At 73.2% G+C, this 20916-nt stretch carries 20 protein-coding genes; 8 read left to right on the forward strand and 12 right to left on the reverse strand.

The genetic code is table 11. From position 1 onward, the window contains the following. Positions 1-591 precede the first annotated feature (591 nt). The 4 genes from ACWEPF_RS34165 to ACWEPF_RS34180 form a co-directional block, all read right to left on the reverse strand. A complete protein-coding gene (locus ACWEPF_RS34165) occupies positions 592-834 on the reverse strand; it encodes a hypothetical protein (RefSeq protein ID WP_452175650.1) in 243 nt (80 codons plus the stop codon). 126 nt (positions 835-960) lie between these two features. Beyond that, positions 961-1344, reverse strand: coding sequence for a hypothetical protein (locus ACWEPF_RS34170; protein ID WP_452175651.1), 384 nt, complete (start codon positions 1342-1344; stop codon positions 961-963). A 135-nt stretch (positions 1345-1479) separates the two neighbouring features. Beyond that, positions 1480-3252 (reverse strand): ABC transporter ATP-binding protein, encoded by a 1773-nt coding sequence (locus ACWEPF_RS34175; protein WP_452175652.1) that lies wholly within the window; start codon positions 3250-3252, stop codon positions 1480-1482. Continuing rightward, on the reverse strand, positions 3249-5048 hold the full coding sequence (locus ACWEPF_RS34180) for an ABC transporter ATP-binding protein (RefSeq protein ID WP_452175653.1): 1800 nt from the start codon (positions 5046-5048) through the stop codon (positions 3249-3251). Before ACWEPF_RS34180 ends, ACWEPF_RS34175 begins: the two co-directional genes overlap by 4 nt. Positions 5049-5419: 371 nt before the next feature. Between ACWEPF_RS34180 and ACWEPF_RS34185 the strand changes: the two genes are divergently transcribed. Beyond that, positions 5420-6277, forward strand: coding sequence for an aldo/keto reductase (locus ACWEPF_RS34185; protein WP_345280758.1), 858 nt, complete (start codon positions 5420-5422; stop codon positions 6275-6277). Positions 6278-6422: 145 nt separating this feature from the next. Here ACWEPF_RS34185 and ACWEPF_RS34190 read toward each other — a convergent pair whose 3' ends face one another. Next, positions 6423-7247: a MarR family winged helix-turn-helix transcriptional regulator gene (locus tag ACWEPF_RS34190; protein WP_345280760.1), complete on the reverse strand. Its 825-nt coding sequence runs from the start codon at positions 7245-7247 to the stop codon at positions 6423-6425. Positions 7248-7713: 466 nt separating this feature from the next. On the opposite strand from ACWEPF_RS34190, the gene fabG reads away from it, so the two are divergent. From fabG to ACWEPF_RS34205, 3 genes are all read left to right on the forward strand, one after another. Continuing rightward, the gene (fabG, locus tag ACWEPF_RS34195; RefSeq protein ID WP_345280762.1) at positions 7714-8478 is read left to right on the forward strand and encodes a 3-oxoacyl-ACP reductase FabG; all 765 of its coding nucleotides are present in this window, start codon (positions 7714-7716) and stop codon (positions 8476-8478) included. 91 nt (positions 8479-8569) lie between these two features. Further along, on the forward strand, positions 8570-8764 hold the full coding sequence (locus ACWEPF_RS34200) for a hypothetical protein (protein ID WP_380149869.1): 195 nt from the start codon (positions 8570-8572) through the stop codon (positions 8762-8764). 315 nt (positions 8765-9079) lie between these two features. Continuing rightward, positions 9080-9844, forward strand: a complete 765-nt coding sequence (locus ACWEPF_RS34205) for a phosphatase PAP2 family protein (protein WP_452175654.1) — start codon at positions 9080-9082, stop codon at positions 9842-9844. Here the strand turns inward: ACWEPF_RS34205 and ACWEPF_RS34210 are convergent. Next, positions 9795-9974, reverse strand: a complete 180-nt coding sequence (locus ACWEPF_RS34210) for an I78 family peptidase inhibitor (RefSeq protein ID WP_345280766.1) — start codon at positions 9972-9974, stop codon at positions 9795-9797. The two genes, ACWEPF_RS34205 and ACWEPF_RS34210, sit on opposite strands and share 50 nt — an antisense overlap. 62 nt (positions 9975-10036) lie before the next feature. On the opposite strand from ACWEPF_RS34210, the gene ACWEPF_RS34215 reads away from it, so the two are divergent. Next, entirely contained in the window at positions 10037-10312 is a 276-nt protein-coding gene (locus ACWEPF_RS34215; protein ID WP_449798024.1) for a DUF6343 family protein, read from the forward strand. 36 nt (positions 10313-10348) lie between these two features. Here ACWEPF_RS34215 and ACWEPF_RS34220 read toward each other — a convergent pair whose 3' ends face one another. Further along, a complete protein-coding gene (locus ACWEPF_RS34220; protein ID WP_452175655.1) occupies positions 10349-14404 on the reverse strand; it encodes a molybdopterin-dependent oxidoreductase in 4056 nt (1351 codons plus the stop codon). Between the two features lie 353 nt (positions 14405-14757). On the opposite strand from ACWEPF_RS34220, the gene ACWEPF_RS34225 reads away from it, so the two are divergent. Together ACWEPF_RS34225 and hemC are read left to right on the forward strand one after the other, a co-directional pair. Next, positions 14758-15681, forward strand: coding sequence for a LysR family transcriptional regulator (locus ACWEPF_RS34225; protein WP_345280772.1), 924 nt, complete (start codon positions 14758-14760; stop codon positions 15679-15681). An 87-nt stretch (positions 15682-15768) separates the two neighbouring features. After that, the gene (gene hemC / locus ACWEPF_RS34230) at positions 15769-16704 is read left to right on the forward strand and encodes a hydroxymethylbilane synthase (RefSeq protein WP_452175656.1); all 936 of its coding nucleotides are present in this window, start codon (positions 15769-15771) and stop codon (positions 16702-16704) included. Between the two features lie 15 nt (positions 16705-16719). On the opposite strand, the gene ACWEPF_RS34235 is transcribed toward hemC, so the two are convergent. Beyond that, positions 16720-17307 carry an HD domain-containing protein gene (locus tag ACWEPF_RS34235; RefSeq protein ID WP_345280776.1) on the reverse strand — a complete coding sequence of 196 codons (588 nt, stop codon included), beginning with the start codon at positions 17305-17307 and terminating at the stop codon, positions 16720-16722. 210 nt (positions 17308-17517) lie between these two features. Between ACWEPF_RS34235 and ACWEPF_RS34240 the strand changes: the two genes are divergently transcribed. Further along, entirely contained in the window at positions 17518-17922 is a 405-nt protein-coding gene (locus ACWEPF_RS34240) for a Rid family hydrolase (RefSeq protein ID WP_345280778.1), read from the forward strand. A gap of 159 nt (positions 17923-18081) precedes the next feature. Here ACWEPF_RS34240 and ACWEPF_RS34245 read toward each other — a convergent pair whose 3' ends face one another. From ACWEPF_RS34245 to ACWEPF_RS34260, 4 genes are all read right to left on the reverse strand, one after another. Beyond that, positions 18082-19176: a hypothetical protein gene (locus ACWEPF_RS34245; RefSeq protein ID WP_452175657.1), complete on the reverse strand. Its 1095-nt coding sequence runs from the start codon at positions 19174-19176 to the stop codon at positions 18082-18084. After that, positions 19169-19636 (reverse strand): hypothetical protein, encoded by a 468-nt coding sequence (locus tag ACWEPF_RS34250; protein ID WP_452175658.1) that lies wholly within the window; start codon positions 19634-19636, stop codon positions 19169-19171. The genes ACWEPF_RS34245 and ACWEPF_RS34250 overlap by 8 nt, the downstream gene beginning before the upstream one ends. Positions 19637-19754: 118 nt before the next feature. Then, entirely contained in the window at positions 19755-20102 is a 348-nt protein-coding gene (locus tag ACWEPF_RS34255) for a hypothetical protein (protein ID WP_452175659.1), read from the reverse strand. Then, positions 20099-20916 (reverse strand): hypothetical protein (locus ACWEPF_RS34260; RefSeq protein ID WP_452175660.1); only part of this gene is annotated, 818 nt, incomplete at its 5' end. The genes ACWEPF_RS34260 and ACWEPF_RS34255, both read right to left, overlap by 4 nt.

Consider the following 20916-nt stretch of genomic DNA (forward strand, 5'->3'; position numbering starts at 1 on the left):
CCCACCGTGCGGTGCGGCGTGCGCGTTGCGTAAGCCGCAACACGTTGCCGGTCGTCCCGGCAACCGTCATCGCCGTTTCCCCACCCATGTGTTGACGATCCGTCCGCAACACCGGCCACGGCGCGACGGAGCCGGGAGGATCGAGCCATCCACGGCGAGAGCGAGGACGGTGCGGTGTCCCAGCAAGACCATTCCGACCGGTCGGCCTTCGCGGCCCGGCTGCGCCCCCTGTACGAGCAGTTGGGCAGCACCTACCGCGAGTACGGTGAGCGGCACAACCTGGACCACTCGGCGGTGTACCGCTACGTGGCCGGCCAGCGCCTGCCGCAACCGGCCTTCGTCACCGGCCTCTGCGAGGAGCTGGACGCGGCCGGACGGCCGGTCGGCCCGGAGGTGCGCACCGAACTGCTCGCCCTGCTGGAGCGGGCGTCGGCCGGCCGGAGCGACTCGCAGCACCTGCGGCTCGCACTCGAACGCACGCGGGCGGAGCTGTCCAGCAGCCACCAGGAGCAGGAGGTCCTGGCCGGCAGGCTGGCCGAGCGGGAGAGGGCGCTGGCGCTCTCCGACGACCGGCTCCGCGCCCTGCGGCAGTCACTCACCACCGACGACTCCGAACACCTGCGGCTGCGCCACGAGCGCGACACGCTCCACCGGGAGGTCCTGCACCTCCGCGAGGAGCTGCTCAGGGAGCGGGCCCGGACCCTGGCGGCGGAGGAACGGGTCCGCCAGCTGCTCTGGGAGCAGCGGCTCGCCCTCGACCTGGTGTCCCCGGTCGCCCGGGCCGACGAGCTGATGAACGACCTGCGCTGCGCCTCGGCCGAGCAGCTGTTCCACCTCGCCGTCCACCCGGACGCCCGGTACCGGGACGTGATCGTCGAGCTGGTCCGTGCCACGGCCCGGCACCGTCCGGCGGGCGAGGCCGTCTCGCTCCTGACGGCCCTGCACGGGGCGGCGCCCTCGTCACCCGCCCTGGCCGCCTTCCCCGAGGCGGTGCGGGGCCGCGACGTCGTCGAGGCGGCCGACCTGGTGGGTGCGTTCGCCGGCCTCGGCCTGACCGACCAGGTCGCGGCCGCCGCCGCGGTCTTCGTCCGGGAGAACGACCACCAGGCCGTCGGGAACCTGGTGCTCCACCTCCACCGGCGCAGGCTCCCGCACGCCCCGGCCGACGCGGTGGCGACCGCCGCCGCCGAGCACCAGCCGCCCGAGCAGCTCGTCCCGACCCTGCTGCGCCTGGAGACGGCCTTCCACCTCACCTCGACGGTCCGGCACGCCGTCGAGCACGCCGCGCGGGTCAGGCGGACCGGCGACCTGCTGGTGCTCGCCGCCCTGCTGACCGAGGCGCAACGGCACTCCCTGGCCGAGCTGCTGACCGACCGGGTGCTCGCCACCCGCGAGCCCTCGGTCCGGGCCGCCTACCTCTTCGGGCTGCCCGGACGAGGGCTGGCGGCCCTCGCCGGGCGGCCGTCCGCCGTCGGGGCGTCAGCCCTCGTCGCGCCAGGAGCGCCAGAGGGCCGCGTACGGGCCGTCGGCGGTGACCAGGTCTTCGTGGGGGCCGTACTCGCTGATCCGGCCGCGTTCGACGACGGCGATGACGTCGGCGTCGTGGGCGGTGTGGAGGCGGTGGGCGATGGCGATGACGGTGCGGCCGGCCAGGACGCGGGAGAGCGAGCGCTCCAGGTGCCGGGCGGCGCGCGGGTCGAGGAGGGAGGTGGCCTCGTCGAGGACCAGGGTGTGGGGGTCGGCGAGGACCAGGCGGGCGAGGGCCAGCTGCTGGGCCTGAGGGGGCGTCAGGGCGAGTCCGCCGGAGCCGACCTCGGTGTCCAGGCCCTCGGGGAGGGCGTCGGCCCACTCGTCGGCGTCGACCGCGGCCAGCGCGCCGCGCAGCTCGGCGTCGGAGGCCTCCGGCCGGGCGAGGCGCAGGTTGTCCCGCAGGGTGCCGACGAAGACGTGGTGCTCCTGGTTGACCAGGGCCACCTCGGCGCGGACCCGCTCGGCCGGCATCCGGGAGAGCGCGGCGCCGCCGAGGGTGACGCTGCCGCGGCCGGGGGCGTAGATCCCGGCGAGCAGCCGGCCGAGGGTGGACTTGCCGGCCCCGGACGGGCCGACCAGGGCGACCCGGCTGCCGGGGGCGACGTCCAGGCTGATGCCGTGCAGCACGTCGGCGCCCTCGCGGTAGCCGAACCGCACGTCGTCGGCGGCCACCCGGCGGCCCGCCGGGCGGACGGAGGCGTCGGTCTCCGGGTCGGCCACCTCGCGGACGCCGACCAGCCGGGCCAGCGAGGCCTGGCCGACCTGGAGCTCGTCGTACCAGCGCAGGATGAGGTCCACCGGGTGGGTGAGCGCCTGGGCGTAGAGCACCCCGGCGGTCAGCTGGCCCACCGTCAGCCACCCGCGCAGCGCGAACCAGCCGCCGAGCACCAGGGTGCCGATGATGACGATCGCGTAGGAGGCCGAGACGGTCGGGAACCAGACCGAGCGCAGCCAGAGGGTGTACCGCTCCCAGGCCTGCCACTCGTGGATCTTGCGGTCCGTCAGCTCCACCCGCCGGCCGCCGAGCCGCAGCGACTCGACGGTGCGGCCGGCGTCCACCGTCTCGGCGAGCACGGTGTTGACGGCCGCGTAGCCGGCGGACTCGGAGCGGTAGGACTGCGGGGCGCGCCGGAAGTACCAGCGGGAGGTGGAGAGCAGCAGCGGCAGCGCGAGCGCCACCGAGACCGCCAGCAGCGGGGAGGTGAGCACCAGGGCGCCGAGCACCAGCACCACCGAGACCACGGCGACGGCCAGTTCGGGCACCGCCTCGCGGACGGACTTGGCGAGCCGGTCCACGTCGGTGGTGCCGCGGGAGACCAGGTCGCCCGTCCCGGCCCGCTCCAGCACGCCCGGCGGCAGGGCGACCGAGCGCACCAGGAAGTCCTCGCGCAGGTCGGCCAGCACCTCCTCGCCGAGCACCCCGCCGCGCAGCCGGGACCAGCCGATGAAGGCGGCCTGCACCACCAGCGCGGCCAGGTACCAGCCGACGGCGGCGAGCACCTTGCCCTCCGCGGTGCCGGCGCTCAGGTCCTCGACCAGCGAGCCGAGCACCCAGGGCCCGACCAGACCGGCCAGGGTGGCCACGGTGTGCAGGCCCACCACCGCGCCGAAGCCGCCCCGGTGACGGCGCGCCAGGTGGCGGACGTAGCCGCGGACGGTGGCGGGGGTGGCGACGGGCAGGACGGTGGCGGGGCCCTGCTCCTGGACCAGGGGCGGCTTCACACGGTCTCCTCGACGACGGCGGGAACGGGGACGGTGGCCTCGTCGTCCTCGCGGGTGACCACGGCGCGGTAGGCCGGGGTGGTGCGCAGCAGTTCGCGGTGGCGCCCGGTGGCGGCCACCTTGCCGTCCTCGACCAGCACGACGGTGTCGGCCTGGTCGAGCAGCAGCGGGCTGGTGGCCAGCACCACGGTGGTGCGGCCCTCGCGGACGGCGCGCAGGCCGGCCGCGATCCTGGTCTCGGTGTGGGCGTCGACGGCGCTGGTGGGCTCGTCCAGGACGAGCACCGGCGGGTCGACCACCAGGGCCCGGGCCAGTGCCAGGCGCTGGCGCTGGCCGCCCGAGAGCGAGCGCCCGCGTTCGGTGATCACGGCCTTGAGGGCGTCCCCGCCGGCCTCGGGCGAGCCGTCGACCAGGGCGTCCAGGACGTCCTCGGCCTGGGCGGCGCGCACCGCCTCCTCGGCGCCGACCCGCCCGGAGGCGGGGACGGCGAGCAGCTCGGCCAGGGTGCCGGAGAGCAGCACCGGCTCCTTGTCGTGGACCAGCACCGCGGCCCGGGCCTCGTCCAGCGGTACGGCGTCCAGCTCGACGCCGCCCAGCCGGACGGAGGGCGCCGCGCTCTCGTCCTCGGCCAGCGGCACGTGGCCGCCGAGCCGGGCGGCCAGCGATCCGGCGGTCTCCTGGTCGCCGCAGACCACCGCGGTGAGCCGGCCGGCCCGGACGGTGAGGCCGGTGACCGGGTCGTACAGGTCGGCCACGCCGGGGGCGGCGGGCAGCTCGGCGGTGAGCGGGCGGCTGCCGTCGGTGCGGTGCAGCGCGAGCACCCGGGTGGCCCGGGCGGCGGAGACCCGGGCCACGCTCCAGGCGTGGGCGGCCTCGCCGAGGATGCGCAGCGGGGCGGCCAGGAAGGCGGTGGCGCCGTAGACGGCGACCAGCTCGCCGACGGTGATCCGGCCCTCGGCGGCCAGCTCGACCCCGTACCAGGTGACCCCGACCACGAACAGGCCGGGCAGCAGGACCTGCTGGGCCTGCATCAGGGACCAGACCTTGGCCGCCCGCACGGCGGCGCCGCGCACCTTCTGGGAGGCCTCGCGGTACCGGGAGAGGAAGAGCTCCTCGCCGCCGATGCCGCGCAGCACCCGCAGGCCGGCGACGGTGTCGGCGGCCAGCTCGGTGGCCCTGCCGCCGAGCCGGCGCTGCTCGTCGTAGCGGCGCTCGAAGGGGCCGAGCAGCGGCAGCACGGAGAGCGCGAGCACCGGGACGCCGAGCAGCACGGCGGTGCCGAGCAGCGGCTGCTGCACCAGCACCACCAGGCTGACGGCCAGCCAGACCAGGACGGCGGCCCGGACCCTGGCGACCAGCTCCACGTACCAGCCGATCTTCTCCACGTCGCCGCTGCTGACGGCGACGATCTCGCCGGTGGCGATCCGGCGGGAGAGCCCGGCGCCGAGCGCGCTGGCCTGACGGGCCACCAGTTGGCGGACCTGGGCGGCGGCGGTGATCCAGTTCCACACCGCCTGACGGTGCAGCAGGACGCTGCCGACGGCCTGGAGGGTGGTGAGCAGCACGGCGAGCGCCCCCGCCCGCCAGAGTGCGCCGCTGTCGCCGTCGACCACCGCCTGGATGCCGAGGCCGAGCGCGGCCGGGAGGGCCGCCATCGCGGCCATCTCGACGGTGCCCCAGAGGGTGGCGAGCCAGCTGCCCCGGCGCTGGCTGCGTTGGAGCCAGCGCAGGAACGCCAGCGGGGAGTTCAGGTCGGGACGGCCCGGATCGGCCATCGGGAGAGTGGTGAGCGGCATGACGCTCCGATGCGGTGGTACGGGCGGGGGAGGACGGCCGGGCCCGGGTCACCGGGGGCGGCGGAGGGGGAGGCGGGCCTCCGGCGGGAGGGAGGCGGCCTGCGGCAGGGGGAGGTGATGCTCCGTCACGAGGTCATGGCCATCGAGCGTGCCGGGGGCCGGGCGCGCGCCGCAACCGCTTTTCCGCCCGCCCGACCGGTCCGGCCACGTCAGGACGCCCCACGACGGTCGCCGGCCGGGGCGGGGGTGGCGGGTGTGCTCCGTGCGCAGGAATTTTCGGACGAATTCGGCCGAGACGGGAACAAGTGGCCTGGACCACCAGTTGGGTGCTTGACGGCAAAGACCGTACGACCTGGAGGGCACCCCTTCCCGTGAGCACCATCCCGAGCATCACCCTCAACAACGGCCGCTCGATCCCGCAGCTCGGCTTCGGCGTCTGGCAGGTCGAGGACGACCAGGCCACCGCCGCCGTCGCCACCGCGATCGAGGCGGGCTACCGCTCCGTCGACACCGCGGCGATCTACGAGAACGAGGCGGGCACCGGCAAGGCCCTCGCCGCCTCGGGCGTGGCGCGCGAGGAGCTGTACGTCACCACCAAGCTGTGGAACTCGGGCAAGCTCGACTGGTCCGGCGAGCAGGGCCGGGCCCGGGTGGAGCGCGCCTTCGAGGAGTCCCTCACCAAGCTCGGCCTCGACCACGTGGACCTCTACCTGATCCACTGGCCGCGCCCGATGCACGGGGACAGCTTCCTCAACATCTGGACGGTCTTCGAGAAGCTGGCCGCCGACGGCCGCGCCCTCTCGGTCGGCGTCTCCAACTTCGGCCCCGAGCAGCTGGACAAGCTGCGCGAGCGCAGCGAGCTGGTGCCGGTGCTCAACCAGGTGGAGCTGCACCCGCACTTCCCGCAGCACGAGCTGCGCGCCTACCACGCCGAGCACGGCATCGCGACGGAGGCCTGGAGCCCGCTGGGCCAGGGCAAGGACCTGCTCTCCGAGCCGGCCCTGGTGAAGGTGGCCGAGAAGCACGGCCGCACCGTCGCCCAGGTGGTGCTCCGCTGGCACCTGCAGAGCGGGATCATCGCGATCCCGAAGTCGGTCACCCCCTCGCGCATCCGGGAGAACCTCGACGTGGCCGGCTTCGAGCTGGACGCCGAGGACCTCGCCGCCGTCGCCTCCGTGGAGACCGGCACCCGCCTCGGCCCGGACCCGCAGCAGTTCGACTGGAACTGACGGCCCACCGCGGCACCGGCCCGGCGACGGACCGAAACCGGCCGGCCACCACCCTCTGCGGAAAGGGTGGTGGCCGGCCGGTCAGGCGCTCCGGAAAAATCTGGGCAAAATCGTTCCTGCCAGGTCCTTGGAGCCTGATGAATCGTTACAGCCGGGCCGCCTTGGCCAGCAGCACCATGGCGGGCGCGTGCTCGTGCGGTTCCAGCGGGGCGAGCAGCAGTTCCTGCACCGCGCGCACCCCCGCCGAGGAGCGGTGGAGCAGCTCCTGACCGGCCGGGGAGAGCGAGAGCAGGTTGCGGCGCCCGTCCAGCGGGTCGCGGCGGCGGAGCACCAGACCGCGCCGGACCAGTCGGCTGACCATCTCGGCCATGGTCGCCTTGTCCAACGAGGCCAGCTCGCCGACGGTGCGCTGGTCGGCGCCCGGCTCGGTCTCCAGCGCGTCCAGCACCGCGTACTGGGGCGCCGTCAGGTCGGAGCCGACCTGGTCGGACCAGAGCTTGGTGTGCACCTGCTGCGCCACCCGGATGAGGTAGCCGACGGCACGCTGCGCGTCCAGCAGGGGCCTGGCGTCGGTCATCGCCGCCACCGCGGCGGGCTCCAGACGGGCGATGCGGGCCATCACCCGGACCAGTTCGAGCTGCTCCTCAGGGGTGAGCGGCTCGAACAGGGTCCGCTGGACCCGGACCACGCCGCCGGTGGCCTCACGGACCACCTGGGCGCCGTTCTGCGAGAGCGCCAGCAGCTTGCGCCGGCCGTCCGCAGGATCGCGGCGGCGCAGGACCAGGCCGCGCCGGACCAGCCGGGCGACCATCTCGGCCATCGTGGCCTTGTCGAGCGAGGCCCGCTCGCCGACGGTGCGCTGGTCCGCTCCCGGTTCGAGCGCCAGCACGAGCAGCACGGCGAACTGAGGCGCCGTCAACTCGTTGCCGACATGCTCGGACCAGAGGCGGGTGTGCACCTGCTGGGCCACGCGGATGAGGTGACCGGGCGACTGCTGAAGTCGGCCGGGCACGCGGGTTGTCGGGATCTCCCCCAGCACCATGAAATCCGTCCCGATGTCACACCCGGTGTGTGTGGGACACCCGGGCGGGCAGTAACGGCGAGTGAGCGACCCGCTGTGAGGGTGAGCGCGCCAGCCGTGCAGCCGGTGGCTGCTGGCGCACACTATACAAACGGTCGGCCAGAACTGGCAGGCGGGGGCCAAGAGTAGATGTTTGTTCGGCGGAGTTGGCATATTTCCGCCAGGTGTCGCGTCCACGTCGACCCGGCCTCCACGGCTCCGAACATGAGCCATCCTCACCCTGCGTCACCTGCGGCTCTGCCCCCTGGTCAGCATTCCTACCGGTCGGTAATCTAGCGCCCGCGGCGCCCGTCCGAACGTTCGGCGGCACCGATGGCGTTCTCCCGTCACCCCCGAGAGAGAGACGAGTACGAACATGACCGAGCAGAGCACCCCCCGCGTCGCGGTGGTCACCGGAGCCGCGCGCGGGATCGGCGCGGCCACGGCCGAGCGGCTGGCCGCCGACGGCTACGCGGTCGCGGTGGTGGACCTGACCGAGGAGGCCGGGAAGGAGACCGCCGAGCGGATCACCGCGGCCGGCGGCCGGGCCCTGGCGGTCGGCGCGGACGTCTCGGACGCGGCCCAGGTGGCCGCCGCCGTGGAGCGGATCGCCACCGAGCTCGGCGCCCCGGTGGTGCTGGTCAACAACGCCGGCGTGCTGCGCGACAACCTGCTCTTCAAGATGTCCGAGTCGGACTGGGACACCGTGATGGACGTGCACCTCAAGGGCGCCTTCCTGATGTCCCGGGCCTGCCAGAAGCACATGGTGGACGCCGGCTTCGGCCGGATCGTCAACCTCTCCTCCTCCTCCGCCCAGGGCAATCGCGGCCAGGCCAACTACTCCGCCGCCAAGGCCGGCATGCAGGGCTTCACCAAGACCCTGGCGATCGAGCTCGGCAAGTTCGGCATCACCGCCAACGCGGTCGCCCCCGGCTTCATCGCCACCGAGATGACCGCCGCCACCGCGGCCCGGGTCGGCATGGAGTTCGAGGCCTTCAAGGCGGCCGCCGCCACCCAGATCCCGGTCGCCCGGGTCGGCCTGCCGGAGGACGTGGCCAACACCATCTCCTTCCTCGCGGCCGAGGCGGCCGGCTTCGTCTCGGGCCAGGTCATCTACGTGGCGGGCGGCCCGCTGGACTGACGGAGCGTCCGCTCGCGGGGCCGCGGCGGCGGGGGCAGACTCGGGGCACGGGTGCCGGTGCGCACCCCCCGAGGACCCTGGAGGCAGCACGATGATGAACCCCGCGGACGACGCCGACTCCATGCCCACGCCCGACCGGCTGCTGCACACCGGCGCCGAGCACCCGGTCGACCCCGAGGACCTGGTGATGGCCTCGGGCCGGACCCCCACCCCCGCGCTGATCGAGCGCGCCCGGCGCCAGCTGGAGCTGGAGGGGGCGGCCGCGGTAGAGCGGCTCACCCCCTGACCACTCCTTACATACTGCAGCCCGCGCCGCAGCGTCGGACGAAGCCCCCGGGCCCCGCACACCGTGCGGGGCCCGGGGGCTTCCGGCGGACCGGCCGCGCCGGGAAATCGAGACCGAATCGAGTGACCACGGGCCCTGGGCGGCTGCTAAGTTCCTCTGCAACTGGTGTCTGAACAAGTCGGCCGACACCTGCGGGACGGCCCGCGTTCGGGCCCGGTACGACGGCCGTTTCCGCGGGACCCCCACCCTGCGGAAGCGGCCGTCCCGGCTCCGGGCTGACGTAATGTCCGTTTCTGTCCGGGTAGTGTCTGGCTTGTGCCGACCGCTTCCCGACGATCCGTCAGCCCGCCGTTCCCGATGAGCCGGGGCCACCGGGCGCTCACCGTGCTGGTCGGGCTGGCCTACCTGCTGATCGTGCTGGCGGTGGTGTTCGACACCTCACTGGTGCACCTGGACTGGTGGCTCAAGCAGCTGCGCCCGTACAAGCGCTGGCCGCAGGTGCTGGACTTCCTCGACCTCTGGGTGGTGGTCGGCCAGCGCGGGCCCTCCGCCATCGCCGCCTGCCTCTGGCTGGGCTGGCGGAGCGTCAGGCAGCGCACGGTGCGGCCCCTGCTGGTGATGGTCGGGGCCCTGCTGCTGCTCAACGTCACGGTGGGCAGCGTGAAGATCCTCACCGGCCGCCTCGGCCCGCACTACGCGCACTACCTCGACGACCCCGAGCTCTTCCTCGGCGGCACCATCTTCCCCTCCGGGCACACCGCCAACTCGGTGGTCACCTGGGGCGTGCTGGCCTACCTGGCGGTGCGCTGGCGGCGGACCGGCACGGCACTGGTCGCACTGGTCGCCGCATCGGTCGGCCTCACCACCGTCTACCTGGGCACCCACTGGTTCTCGGACGTGCTCGCCGGGTGGGCCGCGGGAGCCCTGGTGCTGCTCGCCCTGCCGGCCGGCGAGCCGCTGGTCACCGCCGTCGACCGCAGGATCACCGGCCTCTGGCGGGCCGCCCCCGTCCGCGCCGCCCCGGGCACGCTCAGCCCTGCCAGCAGCGCTCCACCAGGCCGTCCCGCACCTGGAGGTTGAGCCGGTCCTCCCGGTACTCCAGCGTGATCAGCGCCCCCGGCTCCAGCACCCGCACCGCCGACCAGCCGCGCTCGGCGGCCAGGAGCCGCGCCCGCTCCGCGGTCAGCCCCAGGTACTCGTCCTCGTCCATCGCCGTTACCCCTCTCCCCTCGTGGGTACATGCCGATCGTAGGCCCAGGAGGTGGTGCGGCGATGCGACCGACCAGGACTCCCCACGACTGGCGCAGCGGCACCGAGCCGATGACGGCCCGCAGCGACCTCAGGCTCCGCTTCCTGCTCTCCGTCCTCTTCACCCCCCTCTTCGCCCTGATGACGGCCGGCTTCGCGGTCTGGGCGGCGGTGAACGGCCCCGCCGACGTGCCCAGCGACACCAGCCTGCGCACCTTCGCGATCGTCTGCGGGGTGCTCACCCTGCTGGCGGCGGTGGACCTGGCGGTCGTGGTCCGGCGGCGCCGGACGGAGCGGTAGACCTCCGGTGCGCGTCCAGAACCTGTCTGACAGGCTCTAGTACACGTCCCGGGCGTAGCGGCGGTCGGCGGCCAGCTGCTTGAGGTGGACCTCGGCCTCCTCCTCGGTGAGGCCGCCGTGGGTGACGGCGATCTCGCGCAGGGCGCGGTCCACGTCCTTGGCCATCCGGGTGGCGTCGCCGCAGACGTAGAGGTGGGCGCCGTCCTGGAGCCAGCGCCAGAGCTGGGCTCCGTGCTCGCGCATCCGGTCCTGGACGTAGACCTTGGCGCGCTGGTCGCGGGAGAAGGCGAGGTCGAGGCGGGAGAGGGTGCCGGAGCGGTAGAGCTCGTCCAGCTCGTCGCGGTAGTAGAAGTCGGTGGCGCGGCGCTGCTCTCCGAAGAACAGCCAGTTGGAGCCCAGGTGGCCCAGCGCACGGCGGTGCTCCAGGAAGCCGAGGAAGGGGGCCACCCCGGTGCCGGGGCCGATCATCACGGTCTTGGCGGAGGGGTCGGCGGGCGGGCGGAAGTGCGGGGAGCGCTGGACGAAGACCGGGACCGGGAGGTCCGGTGCGGCGTCCGCCAGGAAGGTGGAGGCCACGCCCTTGCGCTGCTGGCCGCGCGGGCCCTCGTAGCGCAGCACCGAGACGGTGATGCTGGGCCGGCGGGGCTCGGTGAGCGGGCTGGAGGAGATGGAGTAGAGGCGGGGCTGGAGCCTCCGCAGCGCCTCGGCCCACTCCTGGGCGCTCAGCTTGAGCGGGTGCTCGGCCAGCAGGTCCACCGCCTGGCGGCCCCAACTCCACTGCGCCAGGCCGTCCTTGTTGTCCGGGCGGAGCAGGGCACGCAGTTCGCGGTCCCTGGTCCGCTCGGCGGCCAGCCGGAGCAGGTCGGGGGTGAGCCGGGTGATGTCCAGGTGGCGGGTGAGCGCCTCGGCGAAGGGGAGCTCGCCGAGGCCGTCCACCGTGACGGCGGTGTCCGGGTGGTGGCCGGTCAGGGTGAGCCACTCCTCCACCAGGGAGGGGCAGTTGACCGGGCGGACGCCCAGCGCGTCGCCCGCCTCGTACTCGGGGCCGTCCTCGCCGAGCTCGAAGGTGAAGCGGCGGATCTCCTTGGCGGCTCCGGGCAGGCTGAGCAGCCGGTTGCCGGTCAGCGTGGCCTGGTGCTCGCGGCGCTTCGAGGCCTTCGGCGCGGCCGGCGGGGCGACGGCCAGCGCCTCCGCGGCCCGGGCGGACCAGTCGGCGGCGCGCTGCTCCTGCCCGGGCTCGCAGTCGGTGCGCGGCAGCACCCGCTCGGCGCCCAGCTCGGCCAGGCGCTCGTCCAGGCGGCGGCCGTGGCCGCAGAAGTCGGCGTAGCTCGGGTCGCCGAAGGCCAGCACCGCGTAGCGGGTGCCCTCCAGCCGGGGTGCGTCCTCGGCGCTGAGCCACTGCCAGAAGGCCGCGCCGTTGTCCGGGGCCTCGCCGTCGCCGAAGGTGCTGCTGACCACCAACAGATCGGCGCCCCGGGCGAGTTCGGCGGGCGTGCAGTCGGCCATGGCGAGCAGCCTGGCCGACCGGCCGGCCGCGGTGAGCCGGGCCGCGACGGCGGCGGCGGCCTCCTCCGCGGTGCCGGTCTGGGACGCCCAGAGCACCAGCACCTGCGGCCCGCCGTCCGCGGGCGGCGGGGTGCGCGAGTACATCCCGGCCAGCAGGCCGTCCACCCACCGGGCGGTGGCGGGGGCGAGCGGCGCCTGCGCGGGCAGCACCGGCACCCCGCTCTCCGGCGGGGCGGCGGTGATCCCGGCCAGGTACCCGGCGAGGTAGCTGCGCTCCTCCGCCGCCAGCACCGGCGGGGTCAGCTCGCCGAGGCCCAGGGCAGCCGCCAACAGCGGGACGGTGATGGGGAGTTCGGCGGGGATGTCGAGCACGGGGAGGGCGGCCGGGGCCGTCGCGACCTTGGTGAGCCGCACCGCGCAGGCCTTGAACTCGGGCTGGAAGGAGACCGGGTCGACGGCGTCGTTGGTGACGGCGTTGACGCTCAGGTACTCGCCGAACAGGTCGTTCCAGTGGAACGGTGCGAAGCAGGTGCCGGGCAGGACCCGGTCGGTGACCCGGGCCGGGAGCACCGCGCGGCCGCGGCGCGAGGCCACCTCCACCTGGTCGCCCTCCGCGATGCCCAGCTCGGCCGCGTCCTCGGGGTGGACCTGGACGAAGGAGCCCGGGTCCAGCTTGTTGAGCTTGGCCACCTTGCCGGTCTTGGTGAGGGTGTGCCACTGGTGCTGGACCCGGCCGGTGGTGAGGGTGAACGGGTGCTCGGCGTCCGGGAGTTCGGCCGGCGGCAGGTGCGGGCGGGCGAAGAACCTGGCCCGGCCGGACGGGGTGGCGAAGACCAGCGCGGGGCGGCTGCCGTCCGGCCGCTCCAGCAGGGCCTGGCTGACGCCGTCGTTGCGGTAGCGGACGGGGTTGCGCTCCGGGCCGCCCGGCGCGGCCGGCCACTGCACGGGGGTGCGGCGCAGCCGCTCGTAGTCGGCGCCGCGCAGGTCCCAGCCGGTGGCCGGGTTCCAGAACCGCTGGATCTCCTGGTAGACCTCCTCGGCACTCGCGTAGGTGAAGCCCTCGGCGTAGCCCATCGCGCGGGCCACCTCGGCGATCAGCTTCCAGTCGGGGAGCGCCTGTCCGGGGGCGTCCAGCACGCCGGGTATCAGGGTCAGGCAGCGCTCGGAGTTGACCTGCACGCCGTCGGACTCGGACCACAGGGTGGCGGGGAGGGTGAGGTCGGCGTAGGCGTTGGTCTCGGTCTCGGCGAAGACGTCCTGGGTGACGACCAGTTCGGCCGCCTCCAGCCCCCGGATCACGGTGGCCCGGTTGGCCACCGAGGCCACCGGGTTGGTGCAGATCACCCAGCAGGCCTTGATCTCCCCCGCGGCCATCCGCTCGAACATCTCGACCGTGCCCTTGCCCACCTCGGTGCGCAGGCTGCCCCCGGGGATCCCCCAGACCCGCTCGGTGAACTCCCGCTCCTCGGGCACCAGGACGGAGCGCTGGCCGGGCAGGCCGGGGCCCATGTAGCCCATCTCGCGGCCGCCCATCGCGTTGGGCTGGCCGGTGAGCGAGAACGGGCCGCTGCCGGGGCGGCAGATCGCGCCGGTGGCCAGGTGCAGGTTGACCAGGGCGTTGGTGTTCCAGGTGCCGTGGGTGGACTGGTTGAGGCCCATGGTCCAGCAGCTGGTCCACTCGCCCGCGGCGCCGATCCACTCGGCGGCGGTGCGCAGGTCGGCCTCGGGGATGCCGGTGAGCGCGGCGACGGCGGCGGGGGTGTAGTCGGCGAGGAAGGCGGGCAGCTCCTCCCAGCCCTCGGTGTGCGCGTCGATGAAGGCCCGGTCGGTGCTGCCGTTCTCGACCAGCAGGTGGAGCAGCCCGTTCAGCAGGGCCAGGTCGGTGCCGGGGCGGACCTGGAGGAAGAGGCCGGCCTTGTCGGCGGTCGGGGTGCGGCGCGGGTCCACCACGATCAGCTTCGCCCCGGCCTTGACCCGCTCCATCATCCGCAGGAAGAGGATCGGGTGGCAGTCGGCCATGTTGGAGCCGATCACCAGGAAGAGGTCGGCCCGGTCCAGGTCCTCGTACGAGCCGGGCGGGCCGTCCGCGCCGAGCGAGAGCTTGTAGCCGCTGCCCGCGCTGGCCATGCAGAGGCGCGAGTTGGACTCGATGTTGTTGGTCCGCCAGTAGCCCTTGGCCAGCTTGTTCGCCAGGTACTGGGCCTCCATGGACATCTGGCCGGAGACGTAGAGGGAGAGCGCGTCGGGGCCGTGCTCGTCCAGCACGGCGCGCAGCCGCCGGGCGGTCTCGGCGATCGCCTCGTCCACGTCCAGCGGAGCCGGCGGCGCGCCCCGCTCGGCCCGGACCAGCGCGGTGGAGAGCCGGCCGGGGGCGGCGAGCAGCTCGGCATGGGTCGCGCCCTTGGTGCACAGGCGTCCGGCGTTGGCCGGGTGCTCCCGGTCGCCCGAGACCTTGGCGGCCGTGGTCCGGCCGTCGGGGCCGGTGGCCAGGTCGAGCACGATGCCGCAGCCGACCCCGCAGTACGAGCAGGCGGTCCGTACCTGGTCCACACTGCGTCGCTGGTCCACGCCGCGTCCCTCGTCCACGCTGCGTCCCTTCCTCCGGCGGATCCTGGCGCTCCACCGTAAGAAGCCCCTGTTGCGATCAGATGACGAGGGTCGGGCCCACCGCGTTACGCACGGCGCACCTGACGGCCGCTCAGCTGTGAGCTCGCGCAGCTCAGCGGCCCGTCATCATGCGCGTCACGAACCCTGTGACTGACCTACCGCCCCTCTGGTTGCCCCTACTCGCGCGTAACTGACGGAGAATCCCGACCCGTGCGTCACCCCCCGGCCGACGGGGGTTTGAGAAACCCGAACACGCGTGCCACCATCTAACGTCTAGAGAGCACCATAGCCATTAGATTCTCAACGTCGCCATGTGCCGTCGGGGGGCATACGTGGATTTCACGGTCCGTCAGCTGAGAACCTTCTGGGACGTCGCCAAGACCGGCAGTCTGACCAGGAGCTCGAAGAACCTCGGCTGTTCGCAGTCGAGCGTCACCACCCACATCCAGTCCCTGGAGAGCCGGCTGGGAGCCCAGCTCTTCCACCGCCTGCCCCACGGGGTCCGCCTCACCCCGGCCGGCGAGACCACCCGCGACTACGTCGCCCGGATCTTCTCCGTGCTCGACGAGCTCAACTCGGCCATGAAGATCGGCGGCCAGGCCACCGGCCGGGTGGTGGTCGGCTCCACCACCCTCCTGATGGAGTACGAAATGGGCGAGCTGGTCCGGCAGTGCCGCTTCCGCTACCCGGAGGTCCGGATCTCGCCCAAGGTGCTCACCGCCACCGAGGTGGAGAGCGCCGTCGCCGAGGGCGAGGTGGACGTGGCCCTCACCCTGACCGCCGACCCCGACGACGAGGCCACCGGCCTGCCCGGGGTCAGCCGCCAGTCCCTGTTCCGCGTCCCGATGGTCCCGGTCGGCGAGCCGCAGCCGAACGGCACCACCACACCGCCCAGCACCGACTCCATCGAACGCGTCCTGGTGGTCGACCCGGACTGCGCCTCCCAGGAGGCCCTCGTCCACCACCTGCGCCGCGAGCACGGCATCGACCCGGCCGTGATGGAGACCGGCTCCACCCGCGGCGCCCTCAGCATGGCCCAGGCCGGACTCGGGGTCGCCATGGTCCCGGAGAGCGCGGTCAGCGGCGCGGGCCTGGCCGGGCAGGGCCTCTCCGTCCTGCCCTGGCTGCCCCGGGCCGAGACCTACGCCCAGGCCCTGTGGTCGGCGGGCGCCCGCCTCTCCCCCGCCGTCTCGGCCTTCCTCGACCTCGTCCGGCAGGCCCCGGGTGCCACCGCCCGGCAGGCCGTCCTGCTCTGACGGGGCCCCGCGCCCGCCCGCCTCCGGTGGACGGCGGCTGGACGGCGGCTGGACAGCCGGTCGAGCGTGACGGACTATCATCCCTCCATGCCCGCAGCCGAGTTGATCCGCATCGTCTCCCGCTCCTCACCGATGGCCCTCGCCCAGGTCGAGCGGGTCCAGGCCGAGCTGGCCGCCCTCCACCCGGCCCTGCGCACCGAGGTGGTGCCCGTCACCACCTCGGGCGACCGCTGGATGGGTGACCTGGCCCAGCTCGGCGGCAAGGGCGCCTTCACCAAGGAGGTCGACGCCGCGCTGCTGGCCGGCGAGGCGGACCTCGCCGTGCACTGCCTCAAGGACGTCCCGGCCGACCGTCCGCTGCCGGCCGGGACGGTCTTCGCCGCCTACCTGCGCCGCGACGACATCCGCGACGCCGTCGTCCAGCCGGCCGGCCTCACCCTCGACCAGCTCCCGCCCGGCGCCCGGATCGGCACCTCCTCCGTGCGCCGGGTGGCCCAACTCGCCGCCACCCACCCGCACCTGGAGTGCCTCCCGATCCGCGGCAACGCCAACAGCCGGCTCGCCAAGCTGGAAGCCGGCGCGTACGACGCCCTGCTGCTCGCCGTCTCCGGCCTGGAGCGGATCGGCGAGACCGCCCGGATCACCGAGGTGCTGTCCGTCGAGACGATGTGCCCGCCGATCGGGGCCGGGGTGCTCGCCCTCCAGTGCCGCGAGGACGACGAACGCACCATCGAGACCGTGCGCGGCCTGGCCCACCACGACACCTGGCGCGAGGCGACGGCGGAACGGATGTTCCTGCACGTCCTCCAGGGCCACTGCAACTCCCCCATCGCCGGCTACGCCAAGGCCGAACCGGACGGCCGCCTCTCCCTGCGCGGCCGCGTCTTCTCCCCCGACGGCAAGCAGATCCTCGACGCCCACGAGTGGGCCGGCTCCCTCACCCCCGAGGACCTCGGCACCGCCACCGCCCTCGCCCTCAAGCGCCAGGGCGCCTCCGACCTGATCGCGGCCATCCCGCACTGAGCCCTCGACCAGGCGTCAGACCGGGAACGCCCCCTGGAACGCGAGCCGCTCCTCCGCGCCGTCCCCGAGCGCGGTGAGCAGCTCGTCCAGGGCCAGGTACTCCTCCCACCGCTCCCGGCCCGCCGCCTCGGCGAGCCGGTCCAGCAGCAGGTCCTCCAGCTCCGGCACCCGCTTGTTCTTCCACACCTTGTCGGCGGTGCTCACCAGCAGCTCCTCCACCGTGGTGCCGGGTGCCGTCCAGCTCGCGTGGGTGGCGGCGAAGCGCGCCAACTCCGGGGCGGTGCCGTGCTCCAGCAGCAGCTCCCGCCCCGCCTCCTCGTGCCGCGAGCCCGGCCCGGACAGCTCCTCCGGGTGCCGCACCTTCCCGATGTCGTGCGTCGCCGCCCCGAACAGCACCGCCTCCCGGTCCACCCCCAGCTCCGGGTGGTGCTCCCCCGTCCACTCCAGCAGGCGGTACGCCACGTCGTGCACCGCCCGCAGGTGCGCCGCCAGTCGCGGCGGGGCGTCGAGGGCGAGCAGCAGCCCGGCCACCTCCTCGGGCAGCGGTCGCAACGGCGGCTCGGCGGGGGCGGTCAGGGCTCGGACCAGCAACGGGGTAGCCATCCGCAGGACCCTACCGTGCCGCGGCGGGGCGCCGATCTGACGGAGAATCGGCCACCTCGCCGACCATCCGGTCCCACCCGTCCGGCCGTGCGCACCGAGGACACTTCGGCGGCACTGTCGGGCAACCACGGTCCGCGCGAATCCGTAGCTTCTTCACGTGAGGGGCCGTCCGCGACGGACGGCCCACGAGCTGCGGCAAGGGAGCGGGTCATGAGTACTCAGGTGCAGGCGTTCGGGTTCGGCATGCCGTGGGAGTCGCTGTACGGATACAGCCAGGCCACTCGGGTCGGCGACACGGTCTACGTCTCGGGGCAGCTGTCCCATGACGGCGAGGGCACTTTCGTGGGCGCCGACGACTTCGAACTGCAGGTCCGCACCGCGCTGGAGAACCTGGACCTGGTCCTGCGGCAGTTCGGCGCCGAGCGCGGCCAGATAGTCGAGACCACGGTGCTGGTGCGGAACCTGCGCGAGAACTTCGACGCGACGGCCCGCCTCCACTCCGAGTACTTCGGGGAGCACCGGCCCGCCAGCACGGTCATGGGCGTGTCCGACCTGGCGCTGCCGGACCAACTCGTCGAGATCGGCGCGCTCGTGCGCCTCGATGCGAAGCCGTAGGCGAGGCTGCGCCCCGGCCCTCCGGAACGCGCTCGCCGGATCGTGACGACCGTGGTTGCCCGGGCCGGCGTCGCCGGGCCCGGGCAACGGGCAACCGGCAACGGGCAACGGGCAACCGGCAGAGGAGAGATGGTGCCCGGCGGCACTGACCACCACGGCTCAGCCCCGGTCCAACGCGTCCAGGTGGCCCGCCTCCAGGGACTCCAGCGGCCGCCACCCCGCACACTCCGCCGCCGTCCGGAACGGCACCCCTCCCGCGCCGAACAACGCCACCCGGTTCTCGGTGAAGAGCTGCCCACCCCGCTCGAAGCACCGCAACAACGGCTCGAACGGGTCCTCCTCACCCACCGCCCGCCACCTGCCCAACTCCGCCCAGCGGACGGCGTTGCGGCACAGCCGCGCCGTCAGCGGCCCGAGCGACTGCTCCTCCACGATCCGCTCCAGGTGCCCCGCGTGCCGCTCGTCCACCCGCACCGACGGATCGAGGCACTCCACCGGATCCAGCGTCGGCCACGGCCGCCCGGCCTCGTGCGCCAGCGCCCAACTCCCCATCCTGCGCAGGTACTCGGCGAACAGCGCGGCCCTCGACCCCTCGTGCCGCGTCACGGCCCGGTCGTCGTTCCACGCGACCGCCGCCAGACGGTCCAGCAGCAGGGTCACTCGGTCGGGTCCCGCGTAGTCGGCCGGCTTCCGCTTGGGGATCATCATCATCCACAGGTCCACCCAGTGCCCCTCGGTGGCGAGCCCACCGCCCAGCTCGAAACACCGGATCAGCGGCTCGTACGGATCCTCCAGAGGCGGCCTCGGGACGGTCGACACCTCGGTCAGCACCGCCCACCGCACGGCCGCGCGGGACATCTCACTCGCGCTGAACAGCCCGACGTTGTCGTGGAGGTAGGCCTCGAACGGCGCCGCGACCTCCGCCGGGATCACCACCGTGGGATCGACCAGCTCCGCCAGATCGACGAACGGCCAGTCCTCCGTCCCACCGCACCACTCCACCCAGTTCGCGGCCCGCCGGAAGTACTCCAGCAGCAGCACCGCCCGGCTGTCCGCCTCGGCCACCGCCCGGTCGCGCTCGTCCCGCCAGTCGACCGCCATCAACCGCGCGGCCACGGCAGCGGCCCGACTCACTGCCCGCTCCATCTCGGCCCTCACCAGGCAGGCCCCACTCAGGTCCGCCCCGGCGAAGTCCTCCTCCTCCCGCCACTCCCGGTAGAAGTCCACGCCCCGGAAGTCCCTGCCCTCACCCAAGGTGATCCCGCCAACTCCGCACCCGCACCCGGGTGGTGACGAAGTCGATCATCCCGTTCTCCAAGGTGACCCCGCCTCCGCGCTCCACCATCGCCACCAAGGGCTCATACGGATCCGGCAGCCCCACAGCGCACCGGGCGTCCTCCCCCAACGACGCCCACCGCACCGCCGCCCGGCAGATCCTCGCCCCGCCACTCCCCTCTCCCAACCGCTCGACCAGCGCAGCCAACTGCCCAGCCACCCCGGCCTCCACCTGCACCCCAGGATCGACCAACCCGGCGAGATCGAAGAACGGCCACACATCCGTCCCGCCCACGGCCTCCGCCCAGCGCGCCGCCCGCCGCAGGTACTCCCGCATCAACCGGGCCCGCTCCTCGGCATGCTCGAACGCCGGCTCCCACGCCACCCAGTCCACAGCCGCCAGCCGCTCCACCATCACCAGTGCAGCCTCGGCACTCACGACCCCCGGGTCCTTTCTCCAGGTTTCGCCCCAGGGGCACGGGCACCTCGCCGACAGCTCCGGGAAACGCGGTCCGCCGGTCCGCCATGATGGTGGACCGGCGAAGCACAGTGGAAGCTCAGGACGCGCCTGGGTCGGAAGCATAGATCTCGTCGAGCCGTCGCTCGTACTCGGCCAATTGCTCGTCAGAAGCCATCCAGGGATTGGCCAGGCCATACTTCTGGCAGAATTCTGCACTCCACTCGGCTACGAGCCGATCCTGAGCGCGCGTCTTCTCACTCCGAAAACGTTCGTAAATGGCCTTGATACCAAGGTCGTACTCTGCCGACTGCTCCGGAGTGGCGAACTCGGGTCCATCCACCCCGTACTTCTCGCAGAACTCGTAGTACCACTCCGAGGTCGCCCGATGACGCTCGATCACCTCGGGGTCAACCGACTGCGAGTCCTCCGGCGGAATCCCTCTCACAGCGTCTTCACTCCTTCCCAGCTGCTACCTACCAGAACGCGCTGCCCGAACGGAGCATCGCCCCCAGCTCCCACCATGGCGATTTCGTTAGGCGTGGGATACCCATCGCTCCCGAAGGGCCTGCGAGAGCGGTTCATGATATCGGCGGCAGCCGCCGCCTCCTCGGCAGTCGGCGGCGGGTCTGCATCCCTGAGCTTGGCCTTGAGACGCTCGAAGATCCGCTTGGCAGCCTTCTCGTCCGCCCACCGATAGTCACGACGCGCCCAGGTGTAGCCACCGTTCTCCTTGCCCGCCGTGAGCCGGATTTCCTTCACACCTGAGTCACGGTACCAGCTCTCCAGATCCCGGCTGAAAGCGGACCCAAAACCCTTCCCCTGATTCTCCGCAGAGAAAATCTTCAAGATCTCGTGCTTGACCACCAGGTCGCCGTTGTCGTTCCGATGGAAGGTGCGCTCCATGCGGCCGACACGGTTTCCATCGCGATCGATGATATCCGCGTCCCAACCCAAATTGTCGGGCCCTGGGAAAACCTGCGTCACCTGCACACGGAATTCCCCGTACTCACGGTCGAGCGCCTGCTGCAACCCATCTCTGAGCTGACTCTCCGACAGATTGCCCCCGCTCCCGTCAGGGATGAGGTCGCCGACAGGCCTGCGGGGCCGATCGGTGTCGTTTTTCTCCGACTCCGGAGGCGGTGGAGATTCGCCGTCGGACGAGTGGCCGGCGGCTTCTTCGGGGGCGGTGCGGTCGTGGTCGGGGTTGTGGGTGGGGTCGGTGGTGTGGTGGTCGGGGGTGGTGGGGGTGCGGTTGGGGT

This window comes from Kitasatospora sp. NPDC004289 (assembly GCF_053602875.1).

Excerpts from the sequence above, each read along its gene's own strand:
- fabG (WP_345280762.1), top strand. The coding sequence starts at position 7,714 with ATGACCGAGCAGAGCACCCCCCGCGTCGCGGTGGTCACCGGAGCCGCG.
- hemC (WP_452175656.1), top strand. The coding sequence starts at position 15,769 with ATGCCCGCAGCCGAGTTGATCCGCATCGTCTCCCGCTCCTCACCGATG.
- ACWEPF_RS34180 (WP_452175653.1), bottom strand. The coding sequence starts at position 5,048 with ATGCCGCTCACCACTCTCCCGATGGCCGATCCGGGCCGTCCCGACCTG.
- ACWEPF_RS34215 (WP_449798024.1), top strand. The coding sequence starts at position 10,037 with ATGCGACCGACCAGGACTCCCCACGACTGGCGCAGCGGCACCGAGCCG.
- ACWEPF_RS34210 (WP_345280766.1), bottom strand. The coding sequence starts at position 9,974 with ATGGACGAGGACGAGTACCTGGGGCTGACCGCGGAGCGGGCGCGGCTC.
- ACWEPF_RS34240 (WP_345280778.1), top strand. The coding sequence starts at position 17,518 with ATGAGTACTCAGGTGCAGGCGTTCGGGTTCGGCATGCCGTGGGAGTCG.
- ACWEPF_RS34235 (WP_345280776.1), bottom strand. The coding sequence starts at position 17,307 with ATGGCTACCCCGTTGCTGGTCCGAGCCCTGACCGCCCCCGCCGAGCCG.
- ACWEPF_RS34200 (WP_380149869.1), top strand. The coding sequence starts at position 8,570 with ATGATGAACCCCGCGGACGACGCCGACTCCATGCCCACGCCCGACCGG.